Here is an 18,919-nt window from a genome sequence, read left to right on the forward strand (position 1 = left end):
TTCATGGAACAAGCAGTGAGCACAGCAGGGCTTCTAAATCTAAAAGTTGTGCGCCATTGCCCTCTATACGACGACGAGCTAAGCCAATCTGTTCAATACGAGCCACAGCAGCCTGCCTGTTGAGCATTAAAGATAGCTCTGTGATGGCAGCACGATTCTCCAGATTCACTATCCCAACCTGCTCCTCTGCACCGTTTTGTATGACACACACGTCCCTATAAACGGAAGCTAAGGTGTTCAAATCACGGTCAATCACATCCTGCGACCGCCGTCTAATACGGCGCCGAAGCTCATCCTTGTTGGCAATCTGACGATAGGCGCCCAGCAGCTGCCGCGGCACCTTCTCATCTGCGCCCAAACCATTCACCCTACGGAATTCAGCCTCTTTTCGCCCTATTTGAGCTTCAGCATCAACAGTGGCCTGTTCCTTAGCCCGATCCACAATCTGGCCGGCCAAACATACTGCATCTGATGCCTTCTTCATCTCCAAGAGACCTACGACTAATGCATCCCGATCCTTCACTACCTGTGGTTGGGAAGCATAGAGCTTAGCAATACCAATATGACCTTGGGCCAACCGAGCTGCCCGGGCGGCCTGGTGTTGGTCTACCCCTAGACTCTGCTGAAGAAAATCAGAAACTGCCCCATTGGAGGGAACAGCCAGATTGATGATTCTCGTGCGCGAGCGAATGGTAGGCAGAACATCTTGAGCACTAGGAGCGCAAAGAATCCACACAGTGTGCACTGAAGGCTCTTCAATTTCTTTAAGAAGCACATTAGTGGTACGCTCAAGCATCCGATCCACATCTTCAATGACAATCACCCTCCAGGGTGCGATGGATGGCATCTGTTCAGAGGTCATAATGAGTTCTCGGACTTCTTTAATGCCGATTGTCACCTTATCAGTGGTCAGGTAGGTCACATCAGGATGGGTACCTGCCAGTACTTCACGCGTCTGCCTGCTGGGTTCTGAACTCAACCCATGGTCCGGGCTAATAAGAGCAGCAGCAAAAGCCTGGGCTAAATTAGAACGACCTGATCCGGGGGGACCACAGAAAAGCCAAGACTGGGTCATAGCATCGCGGTCTGATTCCTGTGAAGCTACGATATGTTTGAGCAATTCCACTGTAGACTCTTGGCCCACAATGGAATCCCAGACACTCACTGATCCAACCTTACTGGCTGAGCACCATCATCCAGAATGTCATCTGAATCATCGTCATCGAGGTTATCGTCCAGATCGTCGTGTTCTTCTGGTTCCTGATCGACCTCATCTCCATAATCTAAGTAATCGTCACCTAAATTGTCAATAATATTGACAGGCATATCAGCGGTCAGGGCTTCCAAATCAGCTTGGATGATCTGCCATACTTCATTGACTGATTGCGAAGCGTCGATAACAAGGAACCGATCCGGATTCTGCTTGGCAAGCTTGAGGAACTTAGCTCTCACCTGCTGTTGGAAATCCTCACCAGCTGTTTCCATACGGTCAGGCTCATCGTTCACACGGGCGAGTGATTGCGCTGGATCCACATCTAACAAGTAGGTGCGATCAGGACTGAGTCCATCTGCGGCCCACCGACTTAAAGTATCAACTTCTTGTTCTTCCAGTCGACGGCCACCCGATTGATAGGCGATAGAAGAATCGCTGTATCGATCGCATAAAACAATATCACCGCGATCGAGCGCAGGTCGAATGAACCGCGAAACATGCTCAGCCCGATCTGCTGCATACAGCAGTGCTTCGGTGCGTGAGTAGAGGTCATCTGAAGCACTGACTACATCTGTACCGCCAGTGACAGCTATCGAAGGGAAAGACGACATACCATGCAAGACCAACTCACGAATGGCAAGACCGACCGGAGTGCCACCAGGCTCACGAGTTACGAGTGAGCGTAAACCCTTTGCACGAAGGAAGTCATGTGCACGTTGGATCTGAGTTGTCTTGCCGGCACCATCAACACCTTCAAATGAAATAAAGAGACCTACACTCATGCCTTACCCCCACTTGTTGTACGCTTCGTCCGCCCGGTTGTTGTCGTCTTCTTAGGGCTGCTTTGAGATGCTGTTGCGGACTTAGCAGACGAAGTCGCACTGGTTTTTGTTGTCTTTGTAGACTTCTTACTTCCTGTAGTTTTCTTGCCTGCTGTAGACTTCCCGCTGGTAGTCTTGCGAGTGCTGGTCTTACGCCGTCTCTTGGTAGGACCAGCAGCCCTCTTTTCTGCCAACAATTGGAAGGCAACCTGCGGTTCGATTGATGCTGCCGTGTATTGTTTAGGCAGCGTGCGATTAGTCTCACCATCAGTGATGTAGGCCCCATAGAACCCATCTTTAATACTGACAGCTTTACCTGTTTCAGGATCTGGTCCCAGCTCACGCAGCGGAGGCTTAGCTGCCCCACGAGCCCTACGTCCATATTTGGGTTGACTAAAGAGCTCTTGCGCAGTCGCTGCATCTACGGTGAAGATCTGATCTTCGGAAGACAGGGAACGGGTATCAGTCGTACCGTCTGCTTTGGTGCTCGTAAGGTAAGGACCATAACGCCCGTTGTTAGCTGTTACAGTGGCTTGAGCAACCTCACCAGTCTTTGCATCACTTATTTCAATTTGTCCCACCTGCCGCGGCAGAGCGAGTAATTTCAACGCATCATCAAGGGTAACTGTGTCTGGATTCATTGTTTTGAAGAGGGAGGCCATCTTAGGCTTCGGTTCTGCAACTTTCTTTGCACCAGCAGCCTTCTTCTCCTCTACCTCTTTCATCTCCTGCTCTATCTCAGGCGTGATAAGAGCTAGGTAAGGGCCAAACCTACCCGTACGCAATTCAACACGACCGCCAGTGTCAGGGTCAGTTCCCAGAACTCGGGGGCCTCCGGAATTGGAATTAATGAGATCGCGCCCCTTCTCAACTGTCAATTCATCAGGCGCTAGATCTTCTGGCAAGGAAGCCCGCTTAGGGTTACCTTTATCATCCAAGTGAGCAGTGTCCTCTAAGTATGGACCGTAGCGTCCCACACGTACTTGAAGACCGTCGCCAATCTCAATGGTATTAACTTGGTGGGCGTCAATTTCGCCCAACTGAGCAACCTGCTCCTGTAGCCCCTTGTGAGCTTCCTCTGCACTTTTGGCTGCTCCGGGACCTGAACCAAAGTAAAAGCGGGTCAACCACTCCTTACCAGTCTCTTCACCGTGAGCAATTTGGTCAAGGCCGTTTTCCATGAGCGCCGTGAAGTGATAATCCACGTATTGGGGGAAGTTTGTCTCCAGCAGCTTAATGACTGAAAAAGCCAGCCAAGAAGGAATCAAGGCCCTACCACGCTCATACACATAGCCACGATCAATGATGGTCGAAATAATCGAAGCATAGGTTGAAGGACGACCGATTTCCTTAGCCTCCAATGTCTTCACAAGAGAAGCTTCAGTATATCGAGCAGGTGGTTGAGTCTCATGCCCTTCAGGTTCGACTGCGCTGGCCTTGAGTTGCTCAGATTGGCTCATCTGCGGCAAAGACCCATCTTCCTGGGCACCCTTAGCAGGGTCACTAGCGTACCCCATAGCTTTCATAAAACCAGGAAATTCAATAACCGTACCGGAGGCCTGGAAGATAGACTCTCCCCGACTCTGCGTGGGGGCACTAATACGAACTGTAGCTGTAGAACCAGTAGCATCTGCCATCTGGGAAGCGAGTGTACGCTGCCAAATTAACGTGTAGAGTTTTAACTGATCTGGTGGCAGTGTTGCCGCTAGCTCTTGCGGTGTACGGAAGTGCGATCCAGCAGGACGAATGCATTCGTGAGCCTCTTGAGCACCAGCGGTTTTCGTGGCATACTGCTTAGGCCCCTCAGCCAGGTACTGCTTACCATATACTTCCTCCACACTCTGACGGGCAGCTGTGATTGCCTGCTGAGACAGCGTGACTGAATCGGTTCGCATATACGTAATGTAACCATTTTCATACAGACTCTGGGCCGCCCGCATACTGGCTCGCGAACTCATACCCAAGCGATTACCCGCAGCTTGTTGCATAGTTGAGGTCGTAAACGGCGGTTGTGGCCTACGCCGATATGGACGAGTTTCCAAACCGGCAACAGTAAAGTCCGCATCCTTAAGTTCATCTGCCAACTTACTAGCCAGCTGTTCATCAAGCTGAACAACCTTATCCTTGCTTGCAGAGTCAGTCAACTTCCCTTCAGCGGTGAAATCTTTGGACACAGCCAAACGTTTACCGCCCAGCTCTACCATACGAGCTTGGAAAGTCTCTTTTCCCGATTCTGCTAGATCACTGCTTACAGCAAGCGTTGCCTGCAAATCCCAATAAGGTGCTCGAACGAAGGCAATACGCTCCCGCTCCCGCTCCACAATGAGTCGTGTGGCCACTGACTGCACACGGCCTGCAGATAATCCTGGGCCAACCTTACGCCACAGGACAGGAGACAATTCATAGCCATACAAGCGGTCAAGCACGCGTCGGGTCTCTTGTGCCACCACCATGTTGGAGTCCACATCTCGCGTGTGGTGCAAAGAATCTTGAATAGCTTCAGGCGTAATCTCATGAAAGACCATGCGCTTAACAGGAACTTTTGGCTTCAACGTTTGCACGAGATGCCAGGCAATAGCCTCTCCCTCACGGTCCTCATCAGTTGCCAGATAGAGTTCATCAGCATTTTTCAATGCCTGCTTAAGGCCAGCAACTGTTTTCGTTTTATTGCTGTCGACTATGTAATAGGGCTTGAAATCGTGGTCTACATCAACCCCGAATTTTCCAAAATGTTCCTTTTGCGAAGCCGGAATTTGTGAAGGCTTGGCTAAGTCGCGAATATGCCCGACCGAGGCCATAACCGTGTAGCCAGGACCAAGGTACCCACCTATTTTCTTTGCCTTGGTAGGTGACTCCACGATGACGAGCTTGTTGCCGTTTGCCATGGCTTCTCCTTTTATATACGCTTACGCTCGTATCTTACTCACCAACAGTGGCCAACCGCCACACGACACAGTCTTACACCTTACCCGGAGGTGTGGGTGGCGCACCCAACAGACCAATCTTAGACAGAGGCGAAGCTGTCACTTGCCGTAAGGCTAGCACAGTTCCAAAGACGATAGCAGCCGAGGAAGCAATAAACACCACCGCAGATACGTGCGCGCCGTAAAAAGTCCAACGTGCACCCATTTGTAGACCAGCAACCATCTGCCACACAACAAAAGCCCCGTAGCAGCAACCAAGAATACCTGCTGTGAGCAAAACTGTTGAAACAACTTGCACACTAGCAGACGAGTATCGGGTTCCTATGTCATCCATACCTGAAGCCCTAGTAAACGCTAGCATGAAGAGCGCTAGAGCTCCAGAAATGAGAATAGCCATCACCACATCTGTTGGGCGATGCCAGCGACCGTCAATAACAGAACACCCTACAGCAAGTGTCAGCAGCAAACCGAAAACAGCACTTAAAGCTCTCCATGCACGCGGCACAACACAGACTAATATGATTGCAGCTGTAACCGCAAGCATCGTGTGACCTGAAGGAGCAGAATTACCTTGCATAGCCTCAATATCAACAATGTGAGGATGAGGCAGAGTCATCTTGAGTAAGAACTGAAGTCCACATGCAACGACAGAGTAAATCAGCACTTGTCCTAACAACCACCAACGCTTCCGTAAGGCCGCTATGACATATGAGCCTAGAGCAACAACAGAGCAGATACCGATGGTAAGTTTGCTGATAACGAATACGCCCAGCATGCTCTTCAAAAGAGGAACCTGGGACACATACCCCGCAAAATTCCGGTAGACTTCATCCTCGTACTCTTGGCCTGCAACTGTATAAGCACTCAACCACCACAGTCCCATAGCCGCCGCAACCATCATAAGACCAGCAATAAGGCAAGCTATCCAAGAAGAAGCACGGGGTCGCCCAATCAGAGGGTCCATGTCCTGCATGTCTTCCATCTCTTGGGTCGCTGTCAGATCTCCAGCATTCGCCAGATTCTGCAAGTCCTGTAAAGCCGCCTGAGTGCCACCCTTGTCTACGGATGCACCCTGATCACTCCAGCCACTGCCATACGGATTTGTCATATCTCAAAACTCTATCTACTACCCACGAATTCCTATTCAACAAAAAGCATAAGGAGGGGTAGCAACACTATGTACTCGTCATTGGAAAGTGTAAAGCACGTAATAGAAAACTCTCACGCACCCGTCAGAGGCCACTTACCCTTGCTGCATTCCTGCCCTGGGGGGATTGGGTGACATAACGCCACGTGAGAGCACTTTCTATAGTAGCGGTGTGCGCGGATATTTGCGAGTGCGGAATGTTTTTCCTCGTAATAATCCAGCCAGCACAGAAATCAGTAATTGTCGCCGTTCAACACTGAGTTGTTAACTATGACGTAGTCCACGTGACGAATGTCCATAAGCTTCTGCCCGCCAGCATAAGAGATAGAAGACTGCAAATCTTGTCTGATCTCTTGCAACGTATCAGCAATAGAACCACGGTAAGGAATTAACATTTGTTTGCCTTCCACATTACGGTAGGCACCTTTTTGCTTTTCCGAGGCCGAACCCCAATACTGCTTGTAGGTCTTGCCTTCAATGGTAATTTTGCCTCCTGGTGACTCCTCGTGACCAGCTAGGAGGGAGCCAACCATAACCATGGTCGCACCAAAACGAATAGACTTGGCAATATCACCGTTATAACGAATACCGCCGTCAGCAATAACGGGCTTACGGGCTGCCTTGGCACATAATCTCACCGCAGCAAGCTGCCAGCCTCCCGTTCCAAAACCAGTCTTGAGTTTAGTAATACATGCCTTGCCCGGACCAATTCCAACCTTGGTAGCATCAGCGCCAGCATTTTCTAGTTCGCGAACTGCTTCAGGCGTCCCTACATTGCCTGCAATGACAAAAGCACCAGGTAAAGCCTGCTTCAAGTGGGCAATCATGCGAATCACTGAGTCGGAATGACCGTGAGCAATATCGATCGTAACGTACTCCGGAACCTGTCCAGCAGCAGCGAGTTCATCTATAAAATCATGTTCACTCTGCTTCACACCAACGCTAATAGAAGCGTAAAGACCTCGTTCATGCATACGCTCTATGAAGCCCAACCGACGTTCTGGCTCAAAACGATGCATTACATAAAAGTATCCATTTTCAGCCAGCCATTGAGCTAATTCCTCGTTGATAACCGTCTCCATGTTGGCTGGTACAACCGGTATCTTAAAGGTTTGAGGGCCAAATTGGACAGAGGTATCGGCCTCGGACCGGCTCTCAATAACGCACTTATTAGGAATAAGCTGCACGTCTTCGTAATCGAATACTTCTGAAGGGATCATGCCTGTCTGCTCCTTCTGTAGCCAGCGGGAACTTTGCCCCACATTCCGGCGCCAACCAGCATAGCAAGAGGTCCGCCGAAAGTGCGACTTCCCTGATTACTCAGCTGTGAAACCCCCAGTGTGAACACCGCATTCTTCCACAATTACGCTATCTTTACCTCATTGTTCCTGGTTTTACGAGCAAGGATTGGTAAGATAAGCAAGAGATATCAGGCAAGAACATCTGGAGCAAGGTTATGGACGCGGATTTAGTTGTTGTGGGAGCAGGGCTTTTTGGACTGACCGTGGCCCAACAAGCAGTTGAAAAAACTGGTGCGCGAGTGCACATTATTGATGTTCGCGACCATATCGGTGGAAATGCATATTCCTACAAAGATGAAGAAACTGGGGCAGAAATCCACCAGTATGGCGCCCACCTCTTCCACACCTCCAACGCTAAGGTCTGGGAATACGTCAACCGCTTTACCGAGTTTACTCATTACACACATCGCGTCTACACCACCCACAACGGTGAGGTCTTCCCCTTACCCATCAACCTCGGTACCATCAACCAGTTTTTCCATTCCCACTACACGCCAGAGCAGGCGCGTAATGTCATTGCTGAACAGGCTGGCGAGCTAGCTGGTACTGATCCAGAAAATCTCAATGATCAGGGTATTTCACTCATTGGTCGTCCCCTGTATGAGGCCTTCATTAAAAATTACACAGCAAAGCAGTGGCAGACAGATCCCAGCGAGCTACCTGCTTCCATTATTAAGCGGTTGCCAGTGCGCTTTAATTACGATAATCACTATTTCAAAGACACTTGGGAAGGCCTACCTAAAGATGGCTATACAGCCTGGTTTGAACGCATGATTGACGACCCTCGCATTAGCGTCAGTTTGTCCACTGACTTCTTCGACCCAAGCCAACCGTGGAACCGTGACGCTTTGGTGGGACAAGTACCGGTCGTCTACACCGGACCAGTTGACCGCTACTTCGATTACCAGCTAGGTGAATTACAGTGGCGCACGGTCTACTTTAAGGAGCAGCGATATAACGAAGATGACCACTTTGGTTGCCCTGTTATGAATTTTTCTGACCCAGATGTGCCTTACACCCGAGCCATTGAATTTAAAAATTTCAACCCAGAACGGTATGACCAACTCAACCATGAGCGCACTGTCGTATGGGAAGAATATTCTCGCTTCGCCCGTAAAGGGGACGAGCCCTACTACCCCATCAACACAGCTGCTGACCGTTCTCTCTACAGCCAGTACAAAGAGCTTACTGAGCAGCAGCCTCAGGTAGTTTTCGGTGGACGCTTGGGTACCTATGCCTACTACGATATGCATCAAGTCATTAACTCCGCCTTGATTGCTTTCGACAAGCAGATTGAGCCCATGCTGAAGAACTGATTACAGCAATAGCTTGCAGGTACATAAAAGCCCGTATGCTCCGAGGAAGTACATTCCTCGGAGCATACGGGCTTGTTATGATCTCACCAGATCGTTCCCATCCAATCAGGTCTTAGCTTTTTATGTGCATGCCATATACTGACTTTTGAGAACGGCTACCAAAGTACAGACAACTTGCTGCCAGAGTACAAACCAGAGCACAAACAACTATGACATCAACTCTTGCGCCTGTTGTAGACAAGCCACTAGCTGACCCTGTACCAGTATTGGTACTACTGGTTGAAATCGGGTTGATAGCATTGGGACTACTCATTGAGGTCGGATTGATAGTATTCGATCCTGACGGTACTGCTTGACTCTTGCCAGCTTCGTTTCCAGGTTTGAGAGTACTGGACCCAGAACCGCTGCCACTACCTGGCTCGGAACCGCCATTGCCTTCACCAGGCTTCTTTTCAGGCTTGGAAAGTTGAGCCATTGCAGCCGTCAAAGCCTGTTCAGCAGCATCGACATCAGCCTGACTTGCATTAGGATCTGCTAGCACAGCTTCAGCTTTTTCAAGAGCTGTCTGCACAAACTTCCAGCTTTCTGGCGTGAAGTCGGCTGAAGTAATCTGCTTAGCTATTTCGACAGCAACTTTGAGCTTATCTTTACTAATAACTGGCGAAGTACGAGTCAAACCATTGTAGGCAGTATTCAATTCAGCATAGGCACGATCCAAATCGGCTTGCGTCGAATCCGGATTAGCTATGGCTTGGCGGGCAGCAGCCAAAGCCGCTTGGAGTGCAGACCATGAAGCTGGAGTATATTGACTGGAATCCAACTGAGAGAACTGGTCAATAGCCGATTGAATACGTGACTCATCAACGGCATGCAACATAGTGATGTCCAGCTTACATTCACTATCTGCATGTTCTGGAGCCATGCCGAGTGTGTGAATGCTGAGCACTGCAGCCGGACCAGAACTCCTTACCAACGGAGTTGACATTGGAGACACTTGCTGATCATGTGTTTGAATCTTGACACCTTGCTTATCATCAAAGAAGGAGATACCGTTGCCATTAGCACCCGCTGACCCAAACCACACATCTGGGTGGTAAGCATCAAAGACATCAGTACTCACATCGCCGGCGGTGTCGGCAATACTAGTGTTTATAGCGTAAGCAGATAGCATCGAAACCTTGTAGCCTATAGGGGCCTCAGTGCTCGTTGCCGTAAAACCAAGAGCTGAGAGTTTAACTGAAAGCACCACTTGGTTAGAATCCGAGATAAAGCTGTCATCAACAGGCTGCTCATCAACTACTTCAATCCCATTACCATTAGCATCTAATTTGTATGTACGTGCAATGACAGTGTCATATTGCTTACCGGACACACTTTCCGTATCTGCCTGAATTTGATAGTCAGCGTGACTGTCTTTGTTAGTATCAATCTCTACTATGGGCGTTGGATTCCCATTGCCCAGGTGGCTCCAAGTCTTATCCGTGACAATACCAAAGGAGAGCATACCTTGAGAAGGATCAGATACCTGCGCAGACGTGGAAGAATAACCTACTGCGCGAATATCAGCCGAGGCTAAACTACGTTGAGCAACTCGACCCGGCACACCGTAATTCACGTCTACCGGATCTTGCACGCCTAATTGTAGAGGTACCAGTTTGGACGTATATCCTTCTGCCCCTGACCCCTGTGCGACACCATGACCAGCAATAGACAACTGTGTGGCCTTGCCTACAGTCTGATCATAGGTAACATTCGTTTGAGATATTGGTTTGGGTGCAGACGATACCGCCACTCTCAATCCGTATGGGTGAGGACTGCCAGCTGGCGGTGTTAGCTTGATAATCCCAGAGGCATCAGTGACATATGAACGATGCTTGCCTCCAAATTCAGCTGTCTGTGTCTGGTCTCGAGTATGCCGTAAGGCGCTTTGGTCAGGGATACTCAAAGTAACACTAAACGAAGCTGTGCTATGAGCAGCTACGGTAATGCTGTTGGTACTGAGCTTGTATTCCACACCTGGGGTCGATGTTCGCGGAACATACGAAATAGCATAAGTGGAAGGCTGATCACTCGTATTGGAAACGGTGAATTGCTTCTCTTGTGAGATACCTTCCTTCGGTACTTGCACAATACCAAACTGCCCGCTGACAACAACAGGATCATCTGCTGCAACTTGTACTGAATTATTAACAGCAGCGTATGCATCGATACGACCAGTTCCCACACGAATGGGAGCATATGCTTGAGTAAGGTCAGCAGTTAGCACATCATGATCGGCTGTGTTCATCATCTGTGCCTTGACTGTATAAGCGTTCCAATCCGGATGAGCCTGACGAACAAGAGCCGTAACTCCAGAGGTCAGGGGTGTTGCCATAGATGTTCCACTCATTACTTCTGGATTATTTCCAGAACCCGCAGACGCAGAGATGATGCCCACACCAGGAGCAGCAACATCAGGCTTGATAGTACCGTCAAAGGAACCATGAAGACCACGCGAAGTGAAACTTGCAATAGTGTCTTCCTTCTCAGCGGAATAGTCAGATTCTAAGCTTCTGTGTAAGTTGTCGTCAAGAGTGAGTTGGAGGCTACCGTTGTCAATTGCTGCTTGGAAGTCAGGATTCTGATCAGCAGACTTAACTAACTGGAAGCCAGGAATTCTATCGTTGCCAGCGATTCCAGCCTCAGGAATGTTCGTTTGCGAACCAAAGACGATACCGACAGCACCAGCAGCTGCGGCATGATTAAAACGAACTCGAGACCCACAGGCTACTGCATGGTCATCCCACTTAACATAGGCGATTTTCCCATTCACTCTTCCAGCATCAGCTGATGAGTAAGCCTTGCATCCGTCAGCATTGTTCGGATCAGAAACTCGGGCCACCCCTGCTGTAACAGAGAAGCCAGGAATGGTGTAAGAACTTGAATACTGCCCAGCCAAAGACTTGTTCATTATGGATTGAGGACCAGCAGCTACCTTCACTGCATCTTGCAAAACTTTTCCTGACTGACTAGCTGCAACTGTTAAAGAGCTACGGGCAGTTCCCGGAGAACCAATTACATCCGTCACATCATCAGCATTACCAGCAGCAATTACCGAAATAACACCTAGCTTGGAAAGGGCATCCACCTGTTTGTTCTCCGGGTCGTCCGTCTGATTAAAGCCGCCACCTAATGACATCGACACAATGCTGATTTTATCTTCCGAAGCTGCCGTAAGATTATGCCGAGCAACCCAATCAAGGGCATCTCCAACCAGCTCCGTAGAACCACCATTATCGCCGAAAACTTTGAGCGCGTATATTCCAGCTTCAGGTGCTGAACCTGGACCAATCTTCATTCTTGCTACGTCAGCAGCACTGACATTCTTATAATCTCCCGCAAAACGTGTGCCATCTGTATTGACACCATAACCAGCAGTTGAACCAGCTACGTGAGTGCCGTGATGACCACCTCTTCCATCAATAGGATTGGGGTCGGGATCAGGACTGAGGTTGTTTCTACCATCGTAGGTTCGTCCTGCAAAGTCAAAACCACCTTTGTACTTTTCCGGATTAAGTTTAGTTTTTAGATTAGGATCAGCCAGCGGATTGCTTGTTGTCGCAACGGCCGTGTTGTAATCCGCCGCGTTACCAGAACCACCAAAATCTGCATGCGTGTAATCCAGTCCAGTATCGACGACAGCTATATTAATACCTTTCCCGGTTTTACCAGTTTGGTTCCACGTCTTTATAGAGTTAAGCAGCGCATCGCTATTTTTATTTTGAGGCTCTTGGACTTTTTGTTGTGTTGCTGAGTTTGCCTGTTCTTCCATAGGAACCATATGTGCAATGGAAGAAATACGGACTATTTGATGAGATTGTTCTGCCAGCTTTCGTAACGCTGCTGCGTCTGCTTTGACTGCTACGCCCGAAATACTGTAGGAAGTGTTGTATAGTTTTGAAGCCTGATGATCGATAGACTGTAACTGTTGAAAAACAGTATCAGAGGTCTGCTGTGCTTTTTGAGCTTGCTTACGACCATCTTCATTTGCCCGCTGTTCTTTTTGTTCGTCGGACATCACCGAACGCTGCCTATCAAGTTGATGGCGCTTAGCAACCTTTTGCTCAACTCCAGAGGTCTCCTTCACCTCAATAAAGGCGGTTACCTGCCCGCTAGCATTTTGCAGCTTTTTTGCCAGAGGGCCCGCTACAGAAACGGACTTTCCTGCTTGGACTGCGGGTGCACGCTCCGCAGAGAATGCAATCGCAGCTACAGAGGCTATCATCGCCGAACTCGCGAAAACAGCCACCCAACAAGAGATTTTCTTGTTTATATCCATGGCTTTCTCTTTTCTCTTGTTACTTTATGAAGTACTTGAGCTTGACCAGCAAACATGTACTTGATTTCATACAATAGAGAAAGCAATGTTACGACCGCGCAAAATGTCCACTATATGTCAGATCTCCATAATTCGGATCTCTGCGCCCTTACAAAGCTCCGTAATCAAGCAAAATACCACTTTTCCTACCGCAAGGGCTCTCGTGTGCCAGCACAGAATTGTTAACAACAGTGTTTACTCATTGAGCAACTTCCCCTCAACTGCCCATATGCACTATAGCGGTATATAGATGTTGACTATCAGCAATTGCCATAGCTCTACTCAAAACAGGACCTAGTCTCACAAGGTTCAGCAGATATAGCAAGAGGGACACCCGCCCAATCGCAGGTGACCCTCTATTATTACTGCATAGCTTGTTGCTACATAGCTCTTTAACTACACAGTGTTGTTACTATGTGTTGTTGCTACGTCTTGCCACTACACCTATTACTACTGGCTAGCAGAAGCCTTATCATCAGGCGTGCCAAACGTCCTTGCCGTTATCTTTGGCAGCTTGCACATCAGCATTCAAGGAATCCGCATTGGATTCAACCTTACCTGCGATGTAGTCTTCTACCAACTGATGAGCCTCGTTGTCTTCATGCTGCACAGCGGGGGACTTCATAAAGTAGGAAGAAGGAGCCAATACTGGTCCTGCCAAATGACGATCCAAAGCAATCTTAGCTGCACGGATAGCATCAATAACGATGCCTGCCGAGTTGGGGGAATCCCAAACTTCTAGCTTGTACTCCAAGTTCAGCGGTACATCACCGAAAGTGGTACCTTCCAAGCGGACGAAAGCGAACTTGCGGTCATCCAACCATGCCACATAATCCGAAGGACCGATGTGAACATTGTGGGAATCCATCTCGTGAGGCACAATCGAAGTAACAGCACGAGTCTTCGAGATCTTCTTAGACTCCAAACGGGAACGCTGCAACATGTTCATAAAGTCCATATTGCCGCCCACGTTCAGCTGATACGTACGATCCAGATGCACTCCGCGGTCTTCAAACAGTCTGGCCATCACACGGTGGGTAATGGTAGCGCCTACCTGGCTCTTAATGTCGTCACCAATAATAGGCACACCAGCGTCACGGAACTTCTGAGCCCATTCAGGATCGGAAGCGATAAAGACTGGCAGGCAGTTAACGAAGGCGCAGCCAGCATCTATAGCAGCCTGCGCATATGCCTTATCAGCTTGCTCTGAGCCCACAGGCAGGTATGAAACCAGAACGTCAACCTGCTTATCGCGCAGCACTTGAGCTACATCGACAACAGGGGCATCCGACTCGGTAACCATCTGCCGGTAATACTCACCCAAACCATCCTCAGTGGGACCGCGCAAGACCTCTACACCCAAGCTTGGTACGTCTGAGAATTTGTACGTATTGTTTTGCGAAGCGAAAATGGCCTCACTTAGGTCTTTACCGACCTTGAGCGAATCCACATCAAAAGCTGCCACAAATTCAACGTCATGAATTCGGTAACCACCGAAATTGGCGTGCATGATCCCTGGGATCTTTGCGTCATCTTTCGCGTCTTTGTAATATTCGACTCCCTGCACTAGCGACGAAGCACAGTTACCAACGCCTGCTATAGCTACACGGATGCTCATACGAACTCCTCTGATAATCACTAATACCACTTCCAGCATACCGTTACGGGAGGAGTATCTGACGATGAGCCAGAAATATTCACACTGAAATGCTCAAGAAATCTCACATACGACACAACAAGTTCGCCAAACACGTGCCTGTATACAGGGGAAGAGAGCAGGCAAACGTACAAAAATTATGTAAGCTTACTCCTTTAGCACAAACATGACGAACCCAGCTATTAGCGTTGTAACTATGACATTTGCGACAAAGTCACTCTCTTCAATGCCTCCACAGCCAAGGCAGACTCGCTCTGCACCTGCCAAAGGCAGTGGTTCCGCTGGTAGGCATACCAGTTCGCGCCTTCCCAACAATAGTCAACGGAGACGCACTAGTGCCTCATCCAATCTCCGCAGCAGTGGAAATGGCGGTAGAAGCCTAAAAACTCGCCCCAACATCAGCCCCAATGGCAAGCCACGCAAGCGTCATCGCATTCTCAAGTGGACACTTAGCATCATAGGATGCCTCTTCTTACTAGCTATCGCCGCATTTGTCTATTTGTATGTAACTACCGAAGTTGTACCACCAGAAAAACAAGCTCTTGCCCAAAAAACGACCGTCTATTTTTCAGACGGAACGACACCAGTTGGGACATATGCTGAACAAAACCGAGAAATCATCAATTGCACTCCCCTGCCTAAGTATGTCAGTCAGGCAATTATTGCCTCAGAAAATCGATCTTTCTATTCGGACTCAGGCATTGATCTCAAGGGCATTGGCCGCGCCCTCCTCAATAACGTCACTAAGGGCACCCGTCAGGGTGGCTCCACCATCACCCAGCAGTATGCTGAGCGCTACTACTTAGGCGAAACCACCTCATACACAGGTAAATTGCGCGAAGCTATATTAGCTTTGAAGATTACACAAACAGAAGATAAAGATGGTGTCTTGTGTAACTACATGAACACCATATATTTAGGTAGAGGTGCATACGGCATTCAAGCCGCATCCCAGGCGTACTTTGGCAAAGATGCAAAAGATCTCAGCCTAGCGGAAGCTGCCGCATTAGCGGGCATTATTCCTGCCCCTACTTCCTGGGATCCTGCTGTGAATCCAACACAAGCAGAATCACGCTTCCACCGCGTACTATCCATCATGCAGGAAGATGGTTATATCAACTCCAAGGAACAGCATGATGCCCTCATGCCAAAGACTATTGACTACTCTCCTCAGAATGTCTACCAAGGCCCCAATGGATACCTGCTACGCATGGTACGCACCGAACTGAGCTCTGGTAAAAAAGCCCCCTTCACAGCAGATGAGCTAGATACCGGTGGCTATAAGATTGTCACCACTATTGACAAAGACAAACAAGACTTAATGAATCAGGTGGCTTCTCCCACTAACCCAGCCAAACATCTTCCAGAAGGCTTACAGGTAGGGGGCATCTCTGTCAATCCTAAAGATGGGTCTATCATTTCCTTCTACGCGGGCGATGACTACCTTAAGAACCAGCTCAACAATGCAAGCCAAGCCCACTTCCAAGTTGGCTCAACTATGAAGGTATTTACCCTTCTTGGTGCTATACAATCCGGAGTAAACCTCAATACTGTTTTCAATGGAAATTCACCGCGAACCTTCCAGAGCGTAGGCAAGTCAGTCGCAAATGCAGAAAACATCAGCTACGGCTATGTCAACTTGTATTCCGCACTGGCCAATTCAGTTAACACTGCTTTTATGGATTTAAACGAACATGTAACAGCTAAAAAAACTGCTCAAGTGGCGCACACGGCCGGCATCGAAGGCAAGATTGACGATTCCACAACCTTCGACGCCTTAGGGCTGGATGCACTTACTGCATACGACCTAACTCAGGGCTACCAGACTATTGCGAATGGGGGTAAGAAAGTCGACCTCCACCTCGTCAGCAACGTTTCAGATTCCAAAGACCAGGAACTCTACACGCCATCCACTGTAGGCGAGCAGGTCTTCAACAGTAACCAAGTTGCACTGCTACAAAAAGCCATGACTGGTACTGTCCAATACGGAACTGCCACTCAAGCGAAAGCTGTTGGAAAAACCATAGCAGCTAAAACTGGTACAGCTAATGACGATACTGCGGCATCAATTGCAGGGTTCACCCCTTCAGTGCTCACCACGTTCGGCATCTGGTACCCTGGCGCTGACGGCTCTGCGCAAAAAATACCTAACTTCGCCGGCTACCCTCACGGCTCTGGTTACCCAACCTACCTCTTCACTCAGTATATGAAAAAAGCTACGGAAGGTATGCAGGAAGAGAAGTTCCCGGTAGCTAAAGATGAGGGCAAGATAGGAGGGCCTGATGGCACTTGGGGAACCGGACGAGGTTCTTCATACAATTACGGTTATAACAATTACCAACGCCCATATAACAATTATCAGCAGCCACAGAAGCCTCAGACCAATCAGCAAGCTCCCTCACCACAAGGCACACAACAAAATACTGCCCCTGCCCAGCCTTCACAGCCCATGCAACCAGTCCAACCGATTCAGCCGGTTCAACCAAGTCAACCTGTGCAACCTCCTCAATCCGGACAAACGCAGGGCAACTCTGGACAATAGCTCGTTCGGGAGCGACATCGCAGTTGAACTGTCACAACGCCAGTTAGGGAGAACTCAGCAAAGAGACTTGCCATCAATGAGTTACTTTGTTTCGGTAGTGGAAGAAGACAATTTTTAGTTGTTGGTTGGTTGTTGGTGGGTTGGCTGGTGTTTGTAGATTAGCTTGTGTTTCGGCCGGTGTGATCGCTTGATTGATTGTTTATGTGTTCGTTGATGTGATGGCTTGAGCGATGGTTGGTGTGATGGTTTATGGGTTGGCTGGTGTCCTGTTTGTTCACGCTTACCCGCCAACCAACCATGCTTTCCTGGTTGTTTCACACTCACTACCAGCCAACCACTATCAGCCACCAACACCACTACCAATACCAACAACCACCAAGGAAACGAGGGAACACTAGGCTTACTCACCGCTGCCTGCCGGGCCTGAACCGGTGTAGGAAACACTCGCTGACCCGTCACAAAAATACGCTGCGTGTTAATCCCTAACGGAGTACACGTCACCAACGTCACTAAATCCTGACCCTCAACCGGTTGTAAACTACGAGTCTGTTCCGGTTCAACAACCTGTGTGTTCACGACCTGATACGTGACCACGTGATGGAAACTCGAGATAGTGAACTGGTCACCAACCTTGACTTTATCCAAATTCGTAAACAACGTCGCTTGAGCCAACCCCCGATGCCCGGTCAACACCGCGTGGGTACCACTACCACCCACCGGCACACTCGTGCCTTCTAAATGACCGATACCCATCAACAAGGTAGCATCACTGGTACCGTGATACACCGGTACATCAACACGAATACTCGGCACTTGTAACCGAGCCATCAACCCGCGTCCTGCTGGCAGGGTCTGCTCGTACCGTTCATGGAGATCCTTACCCTGTTGACTAAATGGCTGGTTCGTGTTTGCCCGGTAAGCAGCACCAGCATGTAACGCGTTATTATACGCGTACGCGGCTTGTATGTAACGCTGCTCTTCTTGCGCTGATACCTGACCCTCATGTGGTACCCCTTGACCAATCAAGCGTGACTGCTCGTACTGAGCAACCCACGAAGCAGCTGACGGATACACCAACGCGCTCACACCAGCAGCTACCAACACAAACACGAGTACCGCGCTCCACCATTGACCACGCCGTACACGCTGCCACCATCCCACCCGATAACCCACCTGTTCCACCCTTGCCACTACCCGTCATACACGCCAGCCCACACTACCAACACCACACCAAGCCACACACAAACACCACCCCCTGATCCATGATCCATGTCTAGGTTCTTCCCCACACCCCTGTTGAGGTTTTACGTACGCCCATGACCAGGCTTTACACACACCCTTATCAGGTTTTGTTTTTCACTCTGTGACTTAGGGTTTTTCTTATACCCATGACCAGGTTTTACACACACCCGTGTTCAGGTTTTTCTTAGACTCCTGACTTAGGGTTTTTCTTATGCTTGTGTTTAGGTAATGATATACGGGGGTTTACCAAGGTTTGGGAAGAGAAAAAAGACCAAACCCGGTAAACCCCCGCCACCAACCGTGGCTTTGCTGGGGGGATTACCATACAAGCCACGGTAGTCTTCTACCAGCAGTGTTTACTCGTGATGATTTCTCCGATACACCAGAACCACTACCGCT

Annotated in this window: 9 protein-coding genes, 1 other RNA gene and 1 pseudogene; 2 read left to right on the plus strand and 9 right to left on the minus strand. The window is 49.2% G+C overall.

Features of this window, described 5'->3' with window-relative positions; genetic code table 11:
* Position 1 precedes the first annotated feature (1 nt).
* The 6 genes and pseudogenes from BOCO_RS06515 to BOCO_RS06540 all read right to left on the minus strand — a co-directional run bounded on the left by BOCO_RS06515 (position 2) and on the right by BOCO_RS06540 (position 7,325).
* Positions 2–1,165: a DNA polymerase III subunit delta' gene (locus BOCO_RS06515; RefSeq protein WP_094723430.1), complete on the minus strand. Its 1,164-nt coding sequence runs from the start codon at positions 1,163–1,165 to the stop codon at positions 2–4.
* 161 nt (positions 1,166–1,326) lie between these two features.
* Positions 1,327–1,995: pseudogene (gene tmk / locus BOCO_RS06520) on the minus strand (dTMP kinase); the annotation flags it as partial.
* Positions 1,992–4,919, minus strand: coding sequence for a type I DNA topoisomerase (topA, locus tag BOCO_RS06525; protein WP_094723434.1), 2,928 nt, complete (start codon positions 4,917–4,919; stop codon positions 1,992–1,994). The pseudogene tmk and the gene topA, both read right to left, overlap by 4 nt.
* A 73-nt stretch (positions 4,920–4,992) precedes the next feature.
* Positions 4,993–6,066 (minus strand): phosphatase PAP2 family protein, encoded by a 1,074-nt coding sequence (locus tag BOCO_RS06530; RefSeq protein ID WP_094723436.1) that lies wholly within the window; start codon positions 6,064–6,066, stop codon positions 4,993–4,995.
* Between the two features lie 101 nt (positions 6,067–6,167).
* Positions 6,168–6,264, minus strand: an RNA gene (gene ffs / locus BOCO_RS06535) — signal recognition particle sRNA small type.
* 74 nt (positions 6,265–6,338) lie between these two features.
* Positions 6,339–7,325, minus strand: coding sequence for a GMP reductase (locus BOCO_RS06540; RefSeq protein WP_094723438.1), 987 nt, complete (start codon positions 7,323–7,325; stop codon positions 6,339–6,341).
* A gap of 236 nt (positions 7,326–7,561) precedes the next feature.
* Between BOCO_RS06540 and glf the strand changes: the two genes are divergently transcribed.
* On the plus strand, positions 7,562–8,722 hold the full coding sequence (gene glf / locus BOCO_RS06545; RefSeq protein WP_094723440.1) for a UDP-galactopyranose mutase: 1,161 nt from the start codon (positions 7,562–7,564) through the stop codon (positions 8,720–8,722).
* A 112-nt stretch (positions 8,723–8,834) separates the two neighbouring features.
* Here the strand turns inward: glf and BOCO_RS06550 are convergent, their stop codons facing one another.
* Positions 8,835–13,040, minus strand: coding sequence for a S8 family serine peptidase (locus BOCO_RS06550; RefSeq protein WP_094723442.1), 4,206 nt, complete (start codon positions 13,038–13,040; stop codon positions 8,835–8,837).
* Between the two features lie 514 nt (positions 13,041–13,554).
* Entirely contained in the window at positions 13,555–14,697 is a 1,143-nt protein-coding gene (locus BOCO_RS06555; RefSeq protein WP_094723444.1) for an inositol-3-phosphate synthase, read from the minus strand.
* Between the two features lie 235 nt (positions 14,698–14,932).
* Here BOCO_RS06555 and BOCO_RS06560 point away from each other — a divergent pair, with 235 nt between their 5' ends.
* Positions 14,933–17,278: a transglycosylase domain-containing protein gene (locus tag BOCO_RS06560; RefSeq protein WP_244568777.1), complete on the plus strand. Its 2,346-nt coding sequence runs from the start codon at positions 14,933–14,935 to the stop codon at positions 17,276–17,278.
* 114 nt (positions 17,279–17,392) lie between these two features.
* Here BOCO_RS06560 and BOCO_RS06565 read toward each other — a convergent pair whose 3' ends face one another.
* Positions 17,393–18,469 carry a class C sortase gene (locus BOCO_RS06565; RefSeq protein ID WP_148140076.1) on the minus strand — a complete coding sequence of 359 codons (1,077 nt, stop codon included), beginning with the start codon at positions 18,467–18,469 and terminating at the stop codon, positions 17,393–17,395.
* Between the last annotated feature and the right edge of the window lie 450 nt (positions 18,470–18,919).

Origin of the sequence: Bombiscardovia coagulans (assembly GCF_002259585.1) — a bacterium.
In the GTDB taxonomy this organism is placed as follows: Bacteria; Actinomycetota; Actinomycetes; order Actinomycetales; family Bifidobacteriaceae; genus Bombiscardovia; species Bombiscardovia coagulans.